The following is a 19,418-nucleotide window of genomic DNA, read 5'->3' on the forward strand; positions in this document are numbered from 1 at the left end:
GAAGGCAACCGCAAGCGCGCCCAGGCATACGAAGGCGTCGTCATCTCGCGCCGTAACCGTGGCCTGAACTCGAACTTCATCGTTCGCAAGATCTCGTCGGGCGAAGGCGTCGAGCGTACGTTCCAGCTGTACTCGCCGCTGATCGCTTCGATCGAAGTGAAGCGCCGTGGTGACGTGCGTCGTGCGAAGCTGTACTACCTGCGTGAACGTTCGGGCAAATCGGCTCGAATCAAAGAAAAACTGCCGCAGCGTAAAGTTGCAGCAACCAAAGCAGCTGCCGAGTAATCGCAGTTGTGGTTTGAAAAAGGCATCCGCGAGGATGCCTTTTTCTTTTCCGGCAGCACGTGCGACATTGTTAAGGAAATAGAGTCTTGGCCAAGTTCGTATTCGATCCCACCCAATTGCCGGTCGCCGGCCTGGCCGGCGAGGCGCCGATCGCCGCCGAGCGCCTGACGCCGGCCGCGTTGCGTGCGCGCTTTGCGCAAACCCTGGTGTGGGATGCCGAGCCGAGCGAAGAGGCCGCCGCGATCCTGCCGCAGCAGTTCCGGCGCGCCTCGGTGCTGGTGCCGCTGGTCGCGCGTCCCGAGGGCGTGACGGTGCTGCTGACGCGCCGCACCGATCACCTGTCGAGCCATGCCGGCCAGATCAGTTTCCCCGGTGGCCGCGCCGAAGAGTTCGACTCGTCGCCGATCGAGACCGCGCTGCGCGAGACCGAGGAAGAGATCGGCCTGCACCGGCGTCACATCGAGATCATCGGCGTGCTGCCGGACCATTCCACCATCAGCGCCTACCGCGTGACGCCGGTGGTGGCGCTGGTGCAGCCGCCGTTCGCGCTGACGCCCGATCCGAACGAAGTGGCGGAAGCATTCGAGGTGCCGCTCGGCTTCCTGATGGATGGCCTGAACCACCAGCGCCGCGAGATCGAGCTGCCGCAGAATGCCGGCACGCGCGCCTTCTACAGCATGCCCTACGAAAGCTATTTCATCTGGGGCGCCACCGCCGCCATGCTGCGCAACCTGTTCCATTTCCTGCGCGCCTGAATCGCGGCACCTCATCAGGTAACCCTTTCTTACACCCCCGGATTTGATTCTGGCTGGCTTCTCCGCTATCGTAACGGGGCAGTCGTATTGCCAAAACAAAAAAGGGTTCCTGAATGACATTTTTCTCCATCCTGTGCGCGCTGCTCATCGAGCAGCTGAAGCCGCTGCGCGCGGATAACCAGGTGTATACCGGCATCAAAGGTCTTGCCGTGCGTATCGAGAAATGGTTTAACGCCGGCGAGCAAAAGAATGGCCGCATGGGCTGGATCCTGATGATGCTGGCCCTGATGGTGCCGACCTGGCTGGTGCATTGGGTGTTCATGCACTACAACCTGGTGTTCCTGGCCTTTGCCTGGAACGTGCTGATCGTCTACCTGACCCTGGGTTTCCGCCACTACAGCCATTACTTCACCTCGATCCAGTTCGCCCTGAACGCGGGCGACGAAGCGCATGCGCGCACCTTGCTGGCCGAGTGGGCGCGCATCGACACGGTCGGCATGGACAGCAGCGAGATCACCCGCATCGCGGTCGAGAAATCCCTGATCACCACCCACCGCAATGTGTTCGGCGTGTTCTTCTGGTTCCTGATGCCGCTGGGCCCGGCAGGCGCCGTGATGTACCGCGTGTCCGAATACCTGGCGCGCGCCTGGAACGAGCCGGACCATATGCGCAACGAAGCCTTCGGCCAGTTCGCCGAACGGGCCTTCTACTGGATCGACTGGGTCCCGGTGCGCCTGACCGCGGTGGCATTCGCTGTGGTCGGCAACTTCGAAGACGCGATCTATGCCTGGAGGAATTTCGCCAGCCGCTGGGCGGATGAGGCGCGCGGCATCATCCTGTCGGCCGGCGGCGGCGCCATGGGTGTGCGCCTCGGCACGCCGAACGAAAATGCGCCACAATTGCTGCCGGCGGATGCGGCGACGGTGGACCTGAGCGAAAGCGAAGCCGACGTCATGCCGGGCGAAGAGCCGAACGTACGCGCCCTGCAGAGCACGGTGGGGCTGGTGTGGCGGGCGCTGATCCTGTGGATGATCCTGCTGCTGCTGACCTCCAGTGTGGCATGGCTTCGCTAGCCCTCGTCCTCAAGTCTTCTATAAGATATAATACTGGCTGAGGTTGTTGTTATCCACGCAGTATTTTCTGTCTGAGCACGCAGGACTATGACCGACTTACCGCAGACCAAGGACGAAGAACTTACTGGTGAGTTCTTTGTGCTGGGCATGACTAGCAAAGGCAGGCAATTTCGTCCCAGCGACTGGGCGGAGCGCCTGTGCGGCGTCATCGCCTGCTATTGCCCGGGCGCCGGCGGACCCAACGCCCACCTGAAATATTCTCCGTACGTGCATCCGACGATGGTGAACGGCATCAAGGCGGTGGTGGTGAACCGCGCGCTGCAAAAATCCGAGCCGCTGGCTTACCACTTCGTGGTCAGCTTCGCCAAGGACAACGACCTGCAGGTGGTCGACGCCTGCTTCGTCCCCTTGCCGGGCGAAGGCAAGCCAGGCAAGTCCTGACTTCCGCACCGTCTTCCCGCCACTGGCGCTTTGATTCAAATCAAAGCGCCAGTTTTGTTTTGGCCTAGCTTCAGGCGCAAACGCCCAGGCGATCGACGCCGGGCAGGGGAGACCAGCATGCACATCGGCGAAATCTGTACCGTCCAGACCATCAGCTGCACGCGCGACGAAACCGTGCAGGGCGCGGCCATGCTGATGCGGCGCCATCACGTGGGCGACCTGGTGGTGGTCGACGCCGATGGCGGCGGCAGAGTGCCGGTCGGCATCCTGACCGACCGCGACATCGTGATGGCGGTGATCGCACCCGGGCTCGACCCCGCCAGCCTGCTGGCCGGCGACGTGATGAGCGACGACCTGCTCACCGCCAGCGAAGCGGACGACGTCTATGAAACCATCGAGCGCATGCGCCTGCGCGGCATCCGCCGGGTGCCGGTGGTCGACGCGTCCGGCAACCTGAGCGGCATCGTCAGCGCCGACGACCTGCTCGAATTCCTGGCCGAAGAAATGGGCGAGCTGTCGCGCATCGGTTCCTGGCAGCAGGCGCACGAACGGCGCGCGCGCCAATAGCCGCGCCGCTGTCCGCGGCACAGCCCCGTTGTCAACCCACACTGCGTATAGGCAACCCAGCGCGGGCCGACCTGCTACCATCGCGGATGCAGGTGGGACGGCTGGCGTCCCGCCGTGATGACGGGACACCATGAACTTGAATTCGAAGCCGCGCGGCGTTGCTGCGCACGTGATGGCGGGCTGCCTGGCCCTCTTGTTGACTGCACCTGAAGCAATCGCACAGCCGGCGCAGGCTGCCGCACCAAGCGCCCCGGCCGCCAAGGCCCCGGCCCTGCCCAGGGGCGTCACCCTCGGCCCCTCGGTCGAAGGCATCACCGAATACCGCCTGGCCAATGGCCTCAAGGTGCTGCTGTTCCCGGACGCTTCGCGCCCGACCGTGACCGTCAACGTGACTTACCTGGTCGGCTCGCGCCACGAGAACTACGGCGAGACCGGCATGGCCCACCTGCTCGAGCACCTGCTGTTCAAGGGCGCCAGGAACAACAAGGACATCACCAAACAGTTCTCCGAGCGCGGCATGCAGTTCAACGGCACCACCAGCGCCGACCGCACCAATTACTTCGAGTCGTTCCAGGCATCGAAAGAAAACCTGGACTGGGCGCTGCAGATGGAAGCCGACCGCATGGTCAATTCCTTCGTCTCGGCCACCGACCTGGCCTCCGAGATGACGGTGGTGCGCAACGAATACGAAAGCGGCGAGAACAACCCGTACGGCGTGCTGTTCAAGCGCATGCAGAGCGTAGCCTACGACTGGCATTCTTACGGCCGCTCGACCATCGGCAACCGCAGCGACATCGAAAACGTCCGCATCAAGAACCTGCAGGATTTTTACCGCACCTACTACCAGCCCGACAATGCGGTGCTGCTGGTGGCCGGCAAGTTCGACGCGGCATCGACGCTGGCCAACATCAACCGCCTGTTCGGCGCGATCCCGAAACCGAAGCGCACCTTACCGCCGTTCTGGACCGTGGAACCGGTCCAGGATGGCGAGCGCAGCTTCGCGGTGCGGCGTCAGGGCGACGTCCAGATCGTGACGGTCGGCTATAAGATCCCGTCCGACCTGCATCCGGAAGCCGAAGCGCTCGGCTTCGCCTCCTCGATCCTGGGCGAAGCCCCGAACGGCCGCCTGCACAAGCTGCTGGTCGAAACCGGCAAGGCCAGTCAGGTGTTCAGCTACGGCCAGACCGGCTATGCGCCGGGTTTGCAGATGTACGGCGCCGTGGTCAAGAAGGGCGAGCCGATCGAACCGGTGCGCGAGGCACTGGTGCAGGCGGTGGAAGAGCTGGCCAAGCAACCGCCGACGAAAGAAGAGCTGGAGCGCGTGCGGCTGGCCTGGCTGAACGCGATCGAGCGCAACCTGAACGAACCGCAGGAAGTCGGCAAGGCGCTGTCCGAACCGGTGTCGCTGGGCGACTGGCGCATGTACTTCCTGAGCCGCGAGCGGGTGCAGAAGATGACGGGCGAGCAGGTCGCCGCCGCCGCCGGCCGCTACTACCTGCGCAGCAACCGCACCGTCGGCACCTTCGTGCCGGAGGAAGCGTCGCAGCGCGCCGCGGTGCCGACCGCGCCGAGCGCGCTCGAAGCACTGAAGGACTTCAAGCCGGCGGCCTCGACCCTGGTGGCGGAGAACTTCGACCCGAGCCAGGCCAACATCATGAAGCGCACCACCTTGACCACGGCCGGCGGGGTGAAGCTGGCGCTGCTGCCGAAGAAGAACCGCGGCGAAACCGTGTCGGTCGACTTGCGCCAGCACGTCGGCGACGAGAAAAGCCTGTTCGACAAAGGCCTCATGATGGGCCTGATGGTGCCGCTGCCGATGCGCGGCACCAGCCGTTATACCCGGGCCCAGCTGGCCGATGAATTCAGCCGCCTGAAGATCACCGGTTATCCGACCAACTTCCAGACCACGCGCGCCAATCTGCCGGAAGCGCTGCGGCTGGTGGCTCATGTCCTGAAGGAGCCTGTCTTCCCGGAAAGCGAATTCGAGCAATTACGCCAGCAACTGCTGGTGTCGTTCGAGGCCAGCCGCAACGAGCCACAGAGCGTGGCTAATTATGCGCTGGCGCGCCACTTCAACCGCTATCCGCGCGGCGACGTGCGCTATGCCGGCACGCTCGACGAAATGATCGAGGACGTCAAGAAACTCAAGCTGGATGAAGTGAAGGCCTTCCACCGCGATTTTTATGGCGCCAATCCAGCCGAGATGGCGATCGTGGGCGACTTCGATCCCAAGGAGATCACGCCGCTGGTCAATGAGCTGTTCGGTTCGTGGCGTGCAAAACAGCCGTTCGCGCCAGTGCTGGAAACTTATGCCGATGTCAAGCCGACCACCCAGGTGCTGAATACCCCGGACAAGGAAAACGGCTTCTATACCGCGCGCATCAACCTCGACCTGAACATCGACGACGCCGACTATCCCGCCCTGACGCTGGCCAACTACATCTTCGGCGAAGGCGGCCTCAAGTCGCGCCTGATGGACCGCATCCGCCAGAAGGAAGGGTTGTCGTACGGTGGCGGCTCGAACCTGTCGGCCGGCACCCTCGACCGGGCAGGCAGCCTGAACATCAGCGCGATCGCGGCGCCGCAGAATCTGGCCAAGGTGGATGCCGCGGTGCGCGCCGAATTGGCGCGCGCGGCCAAGGAGGGCTTCACCGCGGAAGAACTGGCCGGCGCCAAATCCGGCATCATGCAGCAGCGCCTGCAGGCGCGCACCGATGACGGCGCGCTGGCATCGGGCTGGACCAGCTACCTGTACCGTGACAAGACCTATGAATGGTCGGCCGAATTCGAGCGCAAGCTGAACGCGGTCACGCTGGCGCAACTCAACGCGGCGTTCCGCAAAACGGTCGATCCGGCAAAGCTGTCGGTGGTAATCGCGGGCGATCAGGAAAAAGCGAAAACGGCGAACGGTGGTGCTTCGGCGGCGATAACGAAAGGTATGCCCTAATCACAACAAATTCCCGACAAATGCGGTCTGAATTGTGACAGCGAAAGAACGCATGCGCTAGAATGTTGCCTTTCGGAAGCAAAAGTTTCTCTCAAGGAGCATCATGAAGGCCATCAGCAAACAGCAGCCGGCAAGCGGTTCGTCGTACAGCGGCAAGGTCGTCCTTGTCACCGGCGCGGCGAGCGGCATCGGTCGGGCGATCGCCCTGGCGTTCGGCCGCGCCGGCGCCAGCGTGGTGGTGGCCGATACCTCGATCGAAGGCGGCCATGCAACGGCCGCCATGATCGTCGAATCCGGCGGCAAGGCGCTGTTCGTGCAAAGCAACGTCACCCGTGCGGCGGAAGTCGAGGCGCTGATCGAGAAGACCATCAACTACTATGGCCGTCTCGATTACGCAGTGAACAATGCCGCGGTGGAGGAAGAGCGCCAGCTGCTGGCCGATACCGACGACGAGCAGTACGAGCGCATCATGAACGTCAACGTCAAGGGCGTCTGGCTGTGCATGAAGTACCAGCTGCGCCAGATGCTCAAGCAGGGCGGCGGCGCGATCGTCAACATGTCCGGCGTGGCCGGCCTGGTCGGGCTGCCGAACCACGCGATCTACGCCGCCAGCAAGCATGCGGTGGTGGGGCTGTCGAAGAGCGCCGCCGCCGAGTATGCGCGCGAAGGTATCCGCGTCAATGTGCTGTGCCCGGGCGCGGTGAAGACGCCGATGCTGGCGCGCCTGGTCGAACGCGATCCGGGCAGCGAGAAGCGGCTCAAGGCCTCGCATCCGATGGGGCGCTTCGCCGACGCGGCCGAGATCGCGCAAGCCGCGCTGTGGCTGTGCTCGGACGGCGCCTCGTACGTCAACGGCCACGAGATGGTAGTGGACGGCGGCTACACCGCGGTCTGATTCCTTGTACGCCGGGCTGCCGCGCAGTCCGGTCTCAACCCGCGCGCGCCTCGGCCACGAAGTTGACCAACTCGCCCCGATAATACGCGCGGCACAATTCCACCGCCCGGCCATCGGGCAGCATCCCCAAGCGCTCTACGCACAGGCCGGCATCGCCGTCGCGCGCCCTTAGCAGCCGCGCCTGTTCGCCTCCGAGCAGTACCGCGCTCAGCCGTTGCTGCGCGCGCACCGGCCGCTGTCCGGCAGCTTCCAGCGCCGCGTACAGCGACTCGCCGACCGCGTTCAGCGACGGCAGGGCGAACCCGGCCACGGTCGCGTATTGCAGGCACAGCGGCGTCTCGTCGGCATGGCGTAGCCGGTGATAGCGCAGCACCGGCGCCCCGGGCGGCAGGCCCAGCCGCAGCGCTTCCTCCGGCGTCACCGCGCCTTCTGCGCGCTTGAGCCAGGTGCTGCCCGGCGTGCGCCCGCGCGCGCGCATGTCTTCCGAGAACGACGCCAGCCGGGTGAAATCCTGTTCGATGCGGCCGTTGACGAAGTTGCCGGAACCGGCGCGCCGCACCAGCAAGCCTTCCGCCACCAGCGCATCGATCGCCTTGCGCACTGTGATGCGCGAGATGCCCAGTTCCAGCGCCAGCTGGCGCTCGGCCGGCAGCGCGGCGGACGGGCCCAGGCGGCCCTGCTCGATCGCCTGGCGCAAGGCGTGCTCGAGCTGCGCATACAAGGGCAGCTTGCCGCCGCTGGCGTGGGCGGCGTCGTGCATCATCTGGAACAGGGGATTCATGCGGGCAGGGAAGGGAATGCGGAGCTGGCCGCATGATAGCAAGCCCGGCTCCGCGCTGCAGGGCAGGCTTATTTCGGCCGCGGATCCTTGAGCGGCTGCTGCACGATCGAGACCCGTCCGGCGCGCACCTCGCGCACCGCGGTCGCCACCGCGCGCGCCACGTTGCGCGTCTCTTCCTGGATCGCCTTGTCCTGGTCGAAGGTTTCGTGGCTGTCGGCGTACGATTCGTAATAGCCGATGAAGCGGTCGAGCTGGCCGAAGCTGCCCGAGTTGAGCAGGCCCATCCATTCCAGCCAGTCCGCCAGCGAGCGGCGCGTGCCTTCGATGCCGGCCACGTCGCCGTGCACCAGCAGGCCGTAGGCGCGGCCGGCCAAATGTTTCGGGTAATCCCAGCCGTCGCGTTCGATCTGCTTGGCTTCCTCGGCCTTCTTGCCGTGGGTCGAGGACGGGTCGGGATTGCCGCCGTCGGCGCATACCAGGCGGTCGATCATCAGCTTCAGCACCGCCGGGGTCTGGTACCAGTAGACCGGGGTGATGATGATCACGCCGTGCGCCAGCACCCAGCGCTCGTAGATCTCGTTCATCCAGTCGTTGACCTGGCGCTCGCTGTGATTCGGGTAGCAGCTGCACGGCCAGTGGCACAGCGGCATCGCGGTCGAGACGCAGCCCTTGCACGGGTGGATATGGCGGTCGTAGTCCGAGTTCAGCAGGCTCAGGTCGAGCACGTCGGCTTCGAAGCCCTGGGCTTCGAGTTCCTCGCGCGCTAGCTGGGTCATGCGCCAGCTCTTCGAGATCTCGCCGGGGCAGGTGCCGTCATTGCGCGCCGAGGCATTGATCAGGAGCACGCGGTTGCGCGAGTCGGGATTCTTCTGGTGCCGTTCGGCGCCCAGCAAGCGGTCGCGCGCTTCCTTCCATTCGATCGACAGGTCGTATGACGGATCGGCGAACTCCGGACCGGCCTTGACCGTGCGCGGCGCCTTGCGGCTGTTGGTATAGGCATCCCAGGCGACTTCTTCGATCGCCGACAGTTCCTGTTCCAGTTCGTCGTAGCCGGGATCCTGGAACGCGCGCCGGAAGCGCAGGTGGAATTCGTTACGCCCAAGCTTGGCGGGAGCCTGTCCCTTGCGAACTGTCGTCGTCATGTCGCCTCCGATGCAAATGGGATAATTATCGGATGGGGTTGGCGAGCTTAATGTACGGGCGCGCACACAGCAACCGGATCGATGCCGGAGCACTCTTGCACTGCGGGACAACGTGACCCGTCCACGAAAAAAAACGGGCCAGGCACAAGGCCTGGCCCGCTCTTGCGGGTCTTGATGAGCCGGGCTTACTTGGCCGCGGTCTGGGCGCCGCCGCGCTGCTGTTGCTGCAGCAGCAGGATCCAGTACTTGGCCAGGTCGCCGGCGCCGCCGCCGCCCTTGACGGTCTGGAAGGTGGCGATCGCTTCGGCGTTCTTGCCGGCGCGTGCCTGCGCCATGCCCAGGCGCAGCTTGGCTTCTTCGGCGTTCTTCAGGCCGCCCTTGGCGATACCTTGCTGGATGAAGCCGACGCCCTTGTCAGCCTGGTCCATGGTGGCATAGGCCCAGCCCAGGTTGACCAGGCCGGCACCGGTCTTGCTCTTGGCTGCCGATGCCTCGCCAGCGGCGATGTTCTTGGCGTCGTCGGCCGCGCCCTTGTTGGCCTTGTCGCGCAGGGCGGTGTGCGCCTTGCTGCTCAGCACGCCTGCAGCGAAGCCGGCGTCGAGTGCCTTTTTCGCTTCCGACGGGAAGCCGTCGCGCAGCGCCAGTTCGGCCAGGTCGACGTATTCCTGCGCTTCGAGCTTCTTGGTGGCAGCCAGTTCCAGACGCAGGTAGTTGATCGCGTTGGTGTTGTTGTCGAAGCCCGGCTTGCGTGCCACGCCGCGGCTGAGCACATCGACCCAGATCTCGTCGCTCGGATAGTTGGCGGCCAGTTTTTCCAGCGCCACCAGGTAAGCGGCGTCATCCTTCTGCTTGATCGCGGCCGAGGCCAGCAGGCGCAGGTCTTCCTCGGACGGGGTGCGGCCGGCCTTCTCGGCGGCTTCGATCGACGGCAGCAGCAGCGCCTTGGCGCCGGCGTTATCGCCGCTCAGGTAGTAGGCGCGCACCAGCGAGCCCTGCACCTTTTCCGGGGTGCTGCTTTCTTTCTGATAGCGCTTGAACCACTCGATCGCCTTCGGATAATCCTTGGCGTTGTAGTGCATATTCGCCAGCGCTTCGATGAAGTTGGTCTGCTCGGCCGGGGTCAGGCGGCCCGAGTTGATCACCGCTTCCAGCGCCGGCATCGCGATCGCATTGTTGTTGGTGGTCGAACCCAGCGACAGCTTCATGCGGTTGAGCACGTAGTCTTCGTACGGGGTGCGGTTCGGCACGGCTTCGGCCTGGGTGACGCGGTTCTGCACTTCGGTGTAGTTCTTGGCATCCATCAGCTGCTTGATCGCCGCTGGGTCGAGCAGCTTGAACAGCTCGGGGCGAACGGTATCGGCCGGCGCCGCGGCGGCTGCCGGAGCGGCGGCCTTATCCTGGGCGTGGGCGGTCGTCATCAGGAGCGGGGTGCTCAGACCAACGGCGGCCAGCATCAGGCCAAGGCGGGCAAGACGGAATTGGGACATTGGGTATCCTTCAATCAAGACAAAAAGTGGACGAAATATGCTTTCGCCAATATAGCAAAAATGCCAATCTCGGACAAAACGTGCATTGTCCCATAAATTAGCCGAACTCTGGCTGCGTCAATTGTGCCGCACAGTAGGCCCGAATGCCCGCGCCGTTACATCGCGTTACCGCCGCGTTGGAGCGTCAATCGAAGCCGGGCACCGGGCAGCGGCCCGTGGCCTCGGTTTTGCCCGCCAGCCAGGCCAGGGCCGCATCCAGTGCCGGCGGCGCGAAGCCGTAGGTGAGCAGGGCGGGGGACGGGAAGTCGAGCGCCTGGTACGGGTTCCACAGTGCCAGGTGCAGGTCGGGGCGCCAGCCGGCGCGCGCCCGCTCGCCGTAGCGGCGGCGCGAGGTCGAGGCCAGGATCGTGAAGCGGCCGTCCTGCGGCAGAGCCGACCAATCGAAGCTTTCGGCATCGGCAAAGGTGACCAGCTCGACGTCGTACAGCGTGCCCAGGGCGGCGGCGATGGTCGCGGCCGGCACGCCGGCTTCGGACACGCCGTCGCTGACCACGTCGGCGCGCGCCACCAGCTGCACCCGGCTGCCGCGCGCAGGACGCTGCGGGTCGCGCAGGGCGGTGAGGCCGGCGCGCCAGGCGCGCGCCATCAGGGCCCGGTCGTCCTGTTCCAACGCGTAGGCGCCGGCGCCGGCCGGATGCCGCTCGGCCAGACGGCTCAGGCGCGCCAGCCGCGCTTCGACTTCAGGCAGCGGCAGCACGCCGTCGTGGATCGCCTGCGCGATCGCGTGCACGGTCTCGATCTGGGTCTCGCGCACGCCGATCGCCATCACCATGTCGGCGCCCGCCACCAGCGCGTTGACGGCGGCCTGGCCGGCGCCGTAGCGGTGGGCGATGGCGTGCATGTCCATGCCGTCGGTGATGATCACGCCGTCATAGCCGAACCGGTCGCGCAGGATGCCGCTGAGGATCGCATGCGACATGGTGGCCGGATTCACCGGGTCCAGCGCCGGGTAGACGATGTGGGCGGTCATCACCGCCGGAGCCTGGGGAGCGGCGATGCGGAACGGGGCGAACTCGAAGCGCTCCAGTTCTTCCAAAGGCTTGTCCACGGTCGGCAGGTCGCGGTGCGAATCGACGTGGGTGTCGCCGTGGCCGGGGAAGTGCTTGACGCAGCAGGCCACGCCCTCGCTTTCGCTGCCCTCCATCCAGGCCATCGCGATGCGAGTTGCTTGTATCGGATCGGCGCCGAACGAGCGCTCGGCGATCACCGGGTTGTGCGGGTTGTTGTTCAGGTCCAGCACCGGCGCGAAATTCCAGTTGAAGCCGAGCGCGCGCACCGCGCGAGCGACCGCCGCACCGACTTCGCGCGCCAGGACCGGATCGTCGGCCGCACCCAGCGCCATCGCGCTTGGCGGCGCCGGCACCCAGGTCGAGCGCACCACTGCGCCGCCTTCCTGGTCGAGGGCGATCAGGGCGTGCGGCCCCAGCGCATCCTTGAGCGCGCCGGTGAAGCGGGTCAGCTGCGCCGCATCGGCCATGTTCTGGCGGAACAGGCAGGCGCCGCGGATACGGTGCGCGCGCAGGAAGGCGTCGGTCTCGGCATCGAGTTCGGTGCCGAACAGGCGCACCATCATCAGCTGGCCGGCCAGGTCCAGGTAATCGTTCATTGGTCAGATTCGCGGTTTAATTCGTTTTGGTGACTTTGCTCAGATGACGCGGGCGGTCCGGATCGAGGCCGCGCGCCTTCGACAGCTGCGCCGCCATCACATAGAAGGCCTGCACCGCGGCGATCGGATCGAGGTCGGGAATGCGCGCGGTCGGCAGCAGCAGGTCGCGGCTGGCGACGTCTTCCGGTGCGGCCAGCAGCACGCGCGCGCCACGGCCGCGCATCTCCTCGGCCAGCGCCACCAGGCCGGCCTGGGCCGGGCCGCGGGTGGCGAAGATCAGGAGCGGATAGCCGTCCTCGATCAGCGCCATCGGGCCGTGCTTGATCTCGGCGCCGGAGAACGCTTCCGCCTGCAGGCTCGAGGTCTCCTTGAACTTGAGTGCCGATTCCAGCGCCAGCGGGAAGCCGATGCCGCGTCCCACCACCATGATGTTGCGCGCCGGCGCCAGCACCTCGAGCGCGGCCGACCAGTCGGCCTGCGCGGCGGCGCCCAGCGACTCGGGCAGGGCGGCGATGCCGTCCTTCAGTGCGGCGTCATCCTGCCATTCGGCCACCAGGCGCGCGCCGGCCACCAGGCTGGCGATGAAGCTCTTGGTGGCGGCCACGCTCTGCTCCTTGCCGGCGTGCAGCGGCATGGTCCATTCGGCGGCCTCGGCCAGCGGAGATTCGGCGTCGTTGACCAGCGCCACCGTGGTGGCGCCGCCGGCGCGGAAGTACTTGATCGGCTCGACCACGTCCGGACTCTGGCCCGATTGCGAGATCGAGACCGCCAGCGTGTCGCGCACCTGCAGCGGCGACTTGTACAGCGTGATCAGCGACATCGGCAGCGAAGTCACCAGGCGGCCCATGCGCGCCATGATCAGGTAGGCCAGGTAGCCGGAAGCGTGATCGGAACTGCCGCGTGCCACCGTCACCGCGCTGTGCAGGGGACCGGCGCGCAGCCGGGCGCCGAGCGCTGCATAACGGTCGGCGTCGAGCGCCAGCTGGCCGGCGACGCAATCGGCGGCGCTCAGGGCTTCCTGCAGCATCAGCGAGGTGGTGGTGGCGGTTTGATTCACAGCTGTTCTCCTTCGATGTAGACGGCTTTGATCTCCAGGTTCCGGTCGAGCACCACGAAATCGGCGTGGCAGCCCGGCGCCAGGCGCCCGCGCAAGGTTTCGCCCAGGTAGTCGGCGGCATTGGTCGAGACGCGGCGGCTGGCGTCTTCGAGGGACAGGCCGATCTGCACCAGGTTGCGCAGCGCCTGGTCCATGGTCAGCGTGCTGCCGGCGAGGCCGCCATCGGCCAGGCGCACGCCGCCCATGCACTTGTGCACCACCTGGCGTCCCAGCATGTATTCGCCGTCCGGCATGCCGGCGGCGGCGGTGGAGTCGGTAACGCAGAACAGCTTCGGGATGCAGCGCAGCGCGGTCCGGATCGCGCCCGGATGCACGTGCAGCAGGTCGGGGATGATCTCGGCGTATTCGGCATGCGCCAGCGCGGCGCCGACCATGCCCGGGTCGCGGTGGTGCAGGCCGGGCATGGCGTTGAACAGGTGGGTGAAGCCGGCTGCGCCATGCTTGAGTGCCTCGACTCCGACCTCGTAGCCGCCGGTGGTGTGGCCGACCTGGACCCGGATGCCGGCGTCGGTCAGCCGGCGCACCAGTTCCATGTGGCCGTCGATCTCGGGCGCCACCGTAATCAGGCGCATCGGCGCCTGGGCTTCGAAGCGCTTGACTTCCTCCAGGCTGGCTTCGCGCGCGAACGGCGGCTGGGCACCGAGCTTGCCGGAATTGATGTACGGGCCTTCCAGGTGCACGCCCAGAATGCGCGCTTCGCCCTTGCCGCGGGCGCGGCAGGCGGCGCCGATGCCTGCCAGCGCACGGTCGATGTCTTCCAGCGGCGCGGTCATGGTGGTGGCCAGCAGGCTGGTGGTGCCGTGCTTCGCGTGCAGGGCGGCGATCGCGTGCGGCGCGTCGCCGCCTTCCATCATGTCGCGTCCGGCGCCGCCGTGCACGTGCACGTCGATGAAGCCGGGCAGGATGTAGTCGTCGTCGTTGGCAGTCGGGTCGGCGCGCACGCCGTCGATGCTGATCACGCGCGCGCCGTGGCGCAGGGTGCCGCGGACCCAGCCGCCGGGGGTGAGGATGTTACCGTTCATAACGTATGTTCCTTGAGTTGGGCGGCGATCATGCGCAGCGCGCCGTGGGCCGAGTCGCCGTGCGGCGGACTGCAACGCGCTAGCGTCTCGGCCGGCAGGTACAGGCGCAGCGTTTCGCCCAGGCCGCCGCACAGGGACAGCGGCAGGTCGCCGTCGGGGTCGAGCGCGCGTGCGATCTCGGACGCTTCGCGGCCCGCGTGTTCGAGGATGGCGCGCGCGGTGGCATCTACGGAACCGTATTCCACCACGAAGCGCGCCAGGCTGGCGTACTCGGTCTGCGAGGCCTTGCCGAGCCAGACCTGCAGCGCGTCGCGGTTGCCGCCGCAGGCCGCGACGACGGCGCGCGCAAAATCGCCGCCTTCGGTGCGGCCGTCGAGCACGTGTTCGATGTGGTTCAGCGCGCGCAGCCCCATCCAGGCGCCGCTGGCTTCGTCGCCGGCCGGGAAGCCCCAGCCGCCGACTTCGATGCGGCGTCCGTCCGGCAGCAGGACTTCGCCGACGCTGCCGGTGCCGATCGCGACGATCGCGCCGGGCCGGCCATTGTGGGCGCCCATCAGGGTGGTGAAGGCATCGGTGTCGAGTAGCGCCGCCGCGTAGCCGTGGTCGAAGGCGCGGAAGGCCGCCGCCCATTCCTTGTTGTGCACCCCGGCCAGGCCGAGGCCGATGGCGCATTCGGTCTTCGGGATGGCGTCGATGCCGATCGCGGCGAAAGCCTCGGCGACGGCGGCATCGACGGTGCGCCAGGCTTTGTCGACGCCGTGGCGCAGAGCGGACGGGCCGCCCATGGCGCAGGCCAGTTCGCTGCCGTCGGGGCGTGCCAAGCGCACGCGGGTCTTGGTGCCGCCGCCGTCGACGCCGATGAGATAGTGGATCATGAACCGGTTATGGTAAGAATTGAAATGGGCCGCGAAGGTCAGCGCACTATAGGCAGGCCCTAGTGTGATGTCAACAGGTATTTAACTGGTATGCTTTTTGATGCGATTGGTATGGTCCAGACCGGTTGCTGGCGATTACCTGGCAGGTAATCGCCAGCCATGCGCGCCGTTGCGAGAATGGTCCGGTCATCTCGACATTCACCAACCGCACGGAGGACATCATGCATCAAGCACAGACCATCGCCGCCGACTACCTCGCCGCCTGGAACCAGCGCCACGCCCCGGCGCGGCGTGAACAGGTCGCGCGCCTGTTCGGGCCCGAAGCCAGCTACGCCGACCCGCTGATGCGCGGCGCCGGCATCGACGGCATCGACGCCATGATCGGCGCCGCCCAGCAGCAGTTCGACGGCCACCGCTTCGAGCTGCGCGGCACCCCCGACGGCCATCACGACGTGGTGCGCTTCGGCTGGACCCTGGTCGCGCCCGGCGGCGCGGCGGTGGCGCACGGCCTCGACATCGCCACCGTGACGCCCGATGGCCGCCTGGCCGGCGTGATCGGCTTCTTCGACCAGGTGTGAGGAGACGGCCATGGACAGCAGCGCCCGCGCCGCCATCGCCGGCCCCAACCTGATCCGCACCCGCGGCGTCGACCTGTTCTACCGCGACTGGGGCGGCGGCGCGCCGCTGCTGTTCGTGGCCGGCTGGTCGATGCCGTCCGACTCCTGGAGCCGCAGCATGCTGGCACTGGGGGAGGCCGGCTACCGCGCGCTGGCCTTCGACCGGCGCGGCCACGGGCGCTCGTCCGATCCCGGCGCCGGCTACGACTTCGATACGCTGGCCGACGACCTGGCCGCCGTGATCGAGGCGCTCGAGTTGCACGACGTGGTGCTGGTCGGGCACTCGATGGGCTGCAACGAGATCGTGCGCTACCTGTCGCGCCATGGCAGCGCGCGGGTACGCGGCGCCGCCCTAGTCGGCACCATGACGCCGTTCCTGCTGCGTAGCGGCGACAACCCGCACGGCATCGACGGCGCGTTACTGGACGCGGTACGGCGCGAGCAGCTGATGGCCGACTTCCCACGCTGGATCGACGACAACCTGGCGCCGTTCGTGACACCGGACACGCCGCAGGGTACCCGCGACTGGCTGCGCGCGATGGCCCACGGCGCCTCGCTGCACGCCCTGTGCGCCTGTCAGTATGAGTTGGCACGCACCGATTTTCGCGCCGAGCTGCGCGGCCTGGACTTGCCGGTGCTGCTGGTGGCCGGCACCGATGACGCCAGCGCGCCGCTGGCGCTGACCGCGCAGCCGAGCGCGCGCCTGCTGCCGCAAGCAACCCTGCACGTGATCGACGGCGCACCGCACGGCCTGTTCCTGACCCACCGCAGGGAAGTCGAGGCCAGCCTGCTTGAGTTCCTGGGCCGCATCGGACACAATCCGGACAACCCAGCCAGGGAGCCATGATGGATTCAAGAACGTCCGCGCCGGCCGGCGCCACCGTCAACGATTTCGCCTCGGCGCTGCGCCAATGGCGCGGCCGGCGCGGCTATAGTCAGCTGCGCCTGTCGCTCGACAGCGGCATCTCGCAGCGCCACCTGAGCTTTCTCGAGACCGGGCGCGCCCAGCCCGGGCGCGAGCTGGTGCTCAAGCTCGGCATCGTACTCGACATTCCGCTGCGCCAGCGTAACGCGATGCTGCTGGCGGCCGGCTTCGCGCCGGCCTACCGCGAGCGCAGCCTGGGCGACCCGGAACTGGCGGCGGTGACGCGCGCGCTCGACTTCATGCTGGCGCAGCAGGCGCCGTATCCGGCGCTGGTGGTAGACCGCCTGTGGCAGCTGGTGATGGCCAACGAGCCGGCGGCGCGCATGATGCGCTGGTTCCTCGGCCTGCCGGCGCATGCCCCGATCCCGCGCGACGGTTCGCTCAACGTGCTGGCGCTGATGCTCGACCCGGATGGCTTGCGGCCGTACCTGGCCAACTGGGAAGCGGTCGGCGCCGACCTGCTGGGTTGGGTGCAGCGCGAGGCGATGGGCGACGGCCCGGGCAGCGAAGCGCGGCATCTGCTCGAACGCCTGCTGGCGCTGCCGGGCGTGGCGGATGCGCTCACGCGCCGGCAGCTTCCTGACATGCAGAGCGAGCGCGCGGCGCTGCCGTTCCTGCCGCTCACCCTGCGCAAGGACGGGCTGGAACTGAACCTGTTCACCACCATCACCACGCTCGGCACGCCGCACGACGTGACGCTGCACGAACTGCGGCTGGAATCGTTCTTCCCGGCCGACGACGCCAGCCGCGAGTGGTTCCTGGCACTTTCGGGGCAGCCGGGCTGACAAAGTGTTATCGTTCGTGCCTGGCTCGCCCGTGCACCGCGCGGCGGCAGACTAGCGAACGATCACCCATGCTTAACGCGTCACCCCGGCACGACCCGCAAAAGCCGCAGCAGCTACCGGACCAAGACCCGGATCAATCCCTGGCCTTCGCCACCGGCGGCGGCGACATGGGCGCGCTGCTGCGCGCCTTCGACTGGGGCGCGACGCCGCTGGGCAGCCTGGACACCTGGCCGCAGTCGCTGCGCACCGCGGTCAGCATCCTGCTCGGCGCGCAGCACCCGATGTACGTGGCGTGGGGACCACAGCTGCACCTGCTGTACAACGACGGCTACCGCCAGCTGCTGGGCGCGCGCGCCGCGCACCCGGAACGCATCCTGGGCCAGCCGTTCCACATCGTCTGGGCCGAGGCCTGGGAACAGGTACGTCCGGCGCTCGACAACGCGCTGCGCGGCATTCCCACCTATGCCGAAGACCGCGCCTTCACGGTCGAGCGCAACGGCTATCCCGAGACCATGTACGCCACCTTCTCATCGAGCCCGATCCGCGACGAGTCGGGCGCCGTGGCCGGCGTGCTGTGCGTCTGTTCCGAGACCACCGCCAAGGTGGTGTCGCAGCGCGAGCGCGACGCCGCGCTGGCCGAACTGGCGACCAGCAACGAAAAACTGACGCTGGCCGCCGACGCCGCCGAATTCGGCCTGTTCGACCACACGCTGCCGAGGAAGGGCATCGCCTGGAACGCACGCGCGCGCGAGCATTTCGGCATGCCGGCCGAAGGGCCGGTGACGAGCGAGATGATCGAGGCCGCGCTGCATCCCGAGGACCGCGCACGGGTGCTGGCGGCGGTGCGCGCGCTGGTGGCCGGGCAGGACGGGCAGGAAGGGCAGGGCCAGGGCCGTTATCAGGACGAATACCGCACCGTGGGCCTGGCGGACGGGCGCGAGCGCTGGATCCTGGCGCGCGGGAGCGTCCTGCCCGGCGCCGACGGCCGGCCGGCGCGCCTGGTCGGCACCACCATGGACATCAGCGGCCACAAACAGGCCGAGGTCAGCGCCCGCGCCACCGCGCAGGAAGCGCTGGCGGCGGCCGAGGCCAACGCCAAGTTCCGCACCTTCTTCGAGCAGGGTACCCACTATGCGTGCCTGATGGCGCTCGACGGCGCGGTCATCGAGGTCAACCGCATCGCACTCGACGCCGGCGGCTACCGGCGCGAGGAGATCGTCGGCCGCCGCTTCTGGGAGTGCGGCTGGTGGAGTCCTGCGCCCGAGCTGGCGGCCGAGATCCGCAGCCTGGCGCAGCGCGCCGCGCGCGGCGAGACGGTGCGGCGCGAACTGCCTTATTACATCGCCGACGGCACCCGCTGTTTCTCGGACATCGTGATGGCCCCGGTGACCGGCGCGGACGGCGCGGTGCTGTTCATTGCCGCCACCGGCGGCGACATCACCGAGCGGCGCCAGGTCGAAGAGCGCCTGCGCCTGCTGGACGCGATCGGCGAAGCCACGCGCCTGGCGCACGACCCCACCGCCATCATGGCCGAGGCCACGCGCCTGCTGGGCCAGCAGATGAACGTCACGCGCGTGGCCTATGCCGACCTGGAACCGGACAACGACCGCTTCACCATCCGCCACGACTGGACCGCGCCGGGCGCGGCCAGCACGGTGGGCGTGTATTCGCTCGACCTGTTCGGTTCGCGCGCACGCGCCGACATGCGCCAGGGCCGCACGCTCCTGATCCACGACGTCGATGCCGAACTGCTGGAAGGCGATGGCGCCGCCATGTTCAACCGCATCGGCGTCAAGGCCATCGTCTGCTGCCCGCTGGTGAAAGAAGGCCGGCTGGTGGCGATGATGGCGGTGCACCAGGACGTGCCACGCGAATGGACCGCGGGCGAAGTGGCGCTGGTGGAGGCGGTGGTGGAGCGCTGCTGGGCCCACATCGAGCGGGTGCGCGGCGCCGAGGCGCTGCGCGACGCCGACCGCCGCAAGTCCGAATTCCTGGCCACGCTGGCGCACGAGCTGCGCAACCCGCTGGCGCCGATCCG

General features: G+C 67.3%; 18 protein-coding genes. 11 read left to right on the top strand and 7 right to left on the bottom strand.

Going from position 1 to position 19,418, the window contains the following annotated elements; all coding sequences use genetic code 11:
- From rplS to RTQ83_RS23005, 7 genes are all read left to right on the top strand, one after another.
- Window positions 1-285 (top strand): 50S ribosomal protein L19 (rplS, locus tag RTQ83_RS22975; RefSeq protein ID WP_312519979.1); only part of this gene is annotated, 285 nt, incomplete at its 5' end.
- Window positions 286-371: 86 nt separating this feature from the next.
- Window positions 372-1,040 (top strand): CoA pyrophosphatase, encoded by a 669-nt coding sequence (locus tag RTQ83_RS22980; RefSeq protein ID WP_312519981.1) that lies wholly within the window; start codon window positions 372-374, stop codon window positions 1,038-1,040.
- 113 nt (window positions 1,041-1,153) lie between these two features.
- A complete protein-coding gene (locus RTQ83_RS22985; protein ID WP_312519983.1) occupies window positions 1,154-2,113 on the top strand; it encodes a CobD/CbiB family protein in 960 nt (319 codons plus the stop codon).
- Between the two features lie 87 nt (window positions 2,114-2,200).
- Window positions 2,201-2,554, top strand: coding sequence for a DUF3579 domain-containing protein (locus RTQ83_RS22990; protein WP_312519986.1), 354 nt, complete (start codon window positions 2,201-2,203; stop codon window positions 2,552-2,554).
- A gap of 117 nt (window positions 2,555-2,671) precedes the next feature.
- Window positions 2,672-3,121, top strand: coding sequence for a CBS domain-containing protein (locus RTQ83_RS22995; protein ID WP_312519989.1), 450 nt, complete (start codon window positions 2,672-2,674; stop codon window positions 3,119-3,121).
- 130 nt (window positions 3,122-3,251) lie between these two features.
- Window positions 3,252-6,068 carry a pitrilysin family protein gene (locus RTQ83_RS23000; RefSeq protein WP_312519992.1) on the top strand — a complete coding sequence of 939 codons (2,817 nt, stop codon included), beginning with the start codon at window positions 3,252-3,254 and terminating at the stop codon, window positions 6,066-6,068.
- A gap of 103 nt (window positions 6,069-6,171) precedes the next feature.
- On the top strand, window positions 6,172-6,963 hold the full coding sequence (locus RTQ83_RS23005; RefSeq protein ID WP_312519995.1) for an SDR family oxidoreductase: 792 nt from the start codon (window positions 6,172-6,174) through the stop codon (window positions 6,961-6,963).
- A gap of 34 nt (window positions 6,964-6,997) precedes the next feature.
- On the opposite strand, the gene RTQ83_RS23010 is transcribed toward RTQ83_RS23005, so the two are convergent.
- From RTQ83_RS23010 to RTQ83_RS23040, 7 genes are all read right to left on the bottom strand, one after another.
- Window positions 6,998-7,744, bottom strand: coding sequence for a GntR family transcriptional regulator (locus RTQ83_RS23010; RefSeq protein ID WP_312519996.1), 747 nt, complete (start codon window positions 7,742-7,744; stop codon window positions 6,998-7,000).
- 68 nt (window positions 7,745-7,812) lie between these two features.
- Window positions 7,813-8,886: a flavodoxin family protein gene (locus RTQ83_RS23015; protein WP_312520003.1), complete on the bottom strand. Its 1,074-nt coding sequence runs from the start codon at window positions 8,884-8,886 to the stop codon at window positions 7,813-7,815.
- Window positions 8,887-9,071: 185 nt separating this feature from the next.
- The gene (locus RTQ83_RS23020; RefSeq protein ID WP_312520006.1) at window positions 9,072-10,373 is read right to left on the bottom strand and encodes a tetratricopeptide repeat protein; all 1,302 of its coding nucleotides are present in this window, start codon (window positions 10,371-10,373) and stop codon (window positions 9,072-9,074) included.
- 184 nt (window positions 10,374-10,557) lie between these two features.
- Window positions 10,558-12,039 (bottom strand): beta-N-acetylhexosaminidase, encoded by a 1,482-nt coding sequence (gene nagZ, locus RTQ83_RS23025; protein WP_312520009.1) that lies wholly within the window; start codon window positions 12,037-12,039, stop codon window positions 10,558-10,560.
- Window positions 12,040-12,055: 16 nt separating this feature from the next.
- On the bottom strand, window positions 12,056-13,066 hold the full coding sequence (locus tag RTQ83_RS23030; protein WP_312520030.1) for an SIS domain-containing protein: 1,011 nt from the start codon (window positions 13,064-13,066) through the stop codon (window positions 12,056-12,058).
- A 26-nt stretch (window positions 13,067-13,092) separates the two neighbouring features.
- Window positions 13,093-14,178 carry an N-acetylglucosamine-6-phosphate deacetylase gene (gene nagA / locus RTQ83_RS23035; protein ID WP_312520012.1) on the bottom strand — a complete coding sequence of 362 codons (1,086 nt, stop codon included), beginning with the start codon at window positions 14,176-14,178 and terminating at the stop codon, window positions 13,093-13,095.
- Window positions 14,175-15,053, bottom strand: coding sequence for a BadF/BadG/BcrA/BcrD ATPase family protein (locus tag RTQ83_RS23040; protein ID WP_312520015.1), 879 nt, complete (start codon window positions 15,051-15,053; stop codon window positions 14,175-14,177). The genes nagA and RTQ83_RS23040 overlap by 4 nt, the downstream gene beginning before the upstream one ends.
- A 221-nt stretch (window positions 15,054-15,274) precedes the next feature.
- Between RTQ83_RS23040 and RTQ83_RS23045 the strand changes: the two genes are divergently transcribed.
- From RTQ83_RS23045 to RTQ83_RS23060, 4 genes are all read left to right on the top strand, one after another.
- Entirely contained in the window at window positions 15,275-15,631 is a 357-nt protein-coding gene (locus RTQ83_RS23045) for a nuclear transport factor 2 family protein (RefSeq protein ID WP_312520019.1), read from the top strand.
- Between the two features lie 10 nt (window positions 15,632-15,641).
- Entirely contained in the window at window positions 15,642-16,517 is an 876-nt protein-coding gene (locus RTQ83_RS23050; RefSeq protein WP_312520022.1) for an alpha/beta hydrolase, read from the top strand.
- Entirely contained in the window at window positions 16,514-17,380 is an 867-nt protein-coding gene (locus RTQ83_RS23055) for a helix-turn-helix domain-containing protein (protein ID WP_312520025.1), read from the top strand. Before RTQ83_RS23050 ends, RTQ83_RS23055 begins: the two co-directional genes overlap by 4 nt.
- A 68-nt stretch (window positions 17,381-17,448) precedes the next feature.
- A partial coding sequence (locus tag RTQ83_RS23060) for a PAS domain-containing protein (protein ID WP_312520028.1) occupies window positions 17,449-19,418 on the top strand: 1,970 nt, incomplete at its 3' end.

The sequence above is a fragment of the Massilia sp. genome (assembly GCF_031995545.1).
GTDB lineage: Bacteria > Pseudomonadota > Gammaproteobacteria > Burkholderiales > Burkholderiaceae_D > Telluria.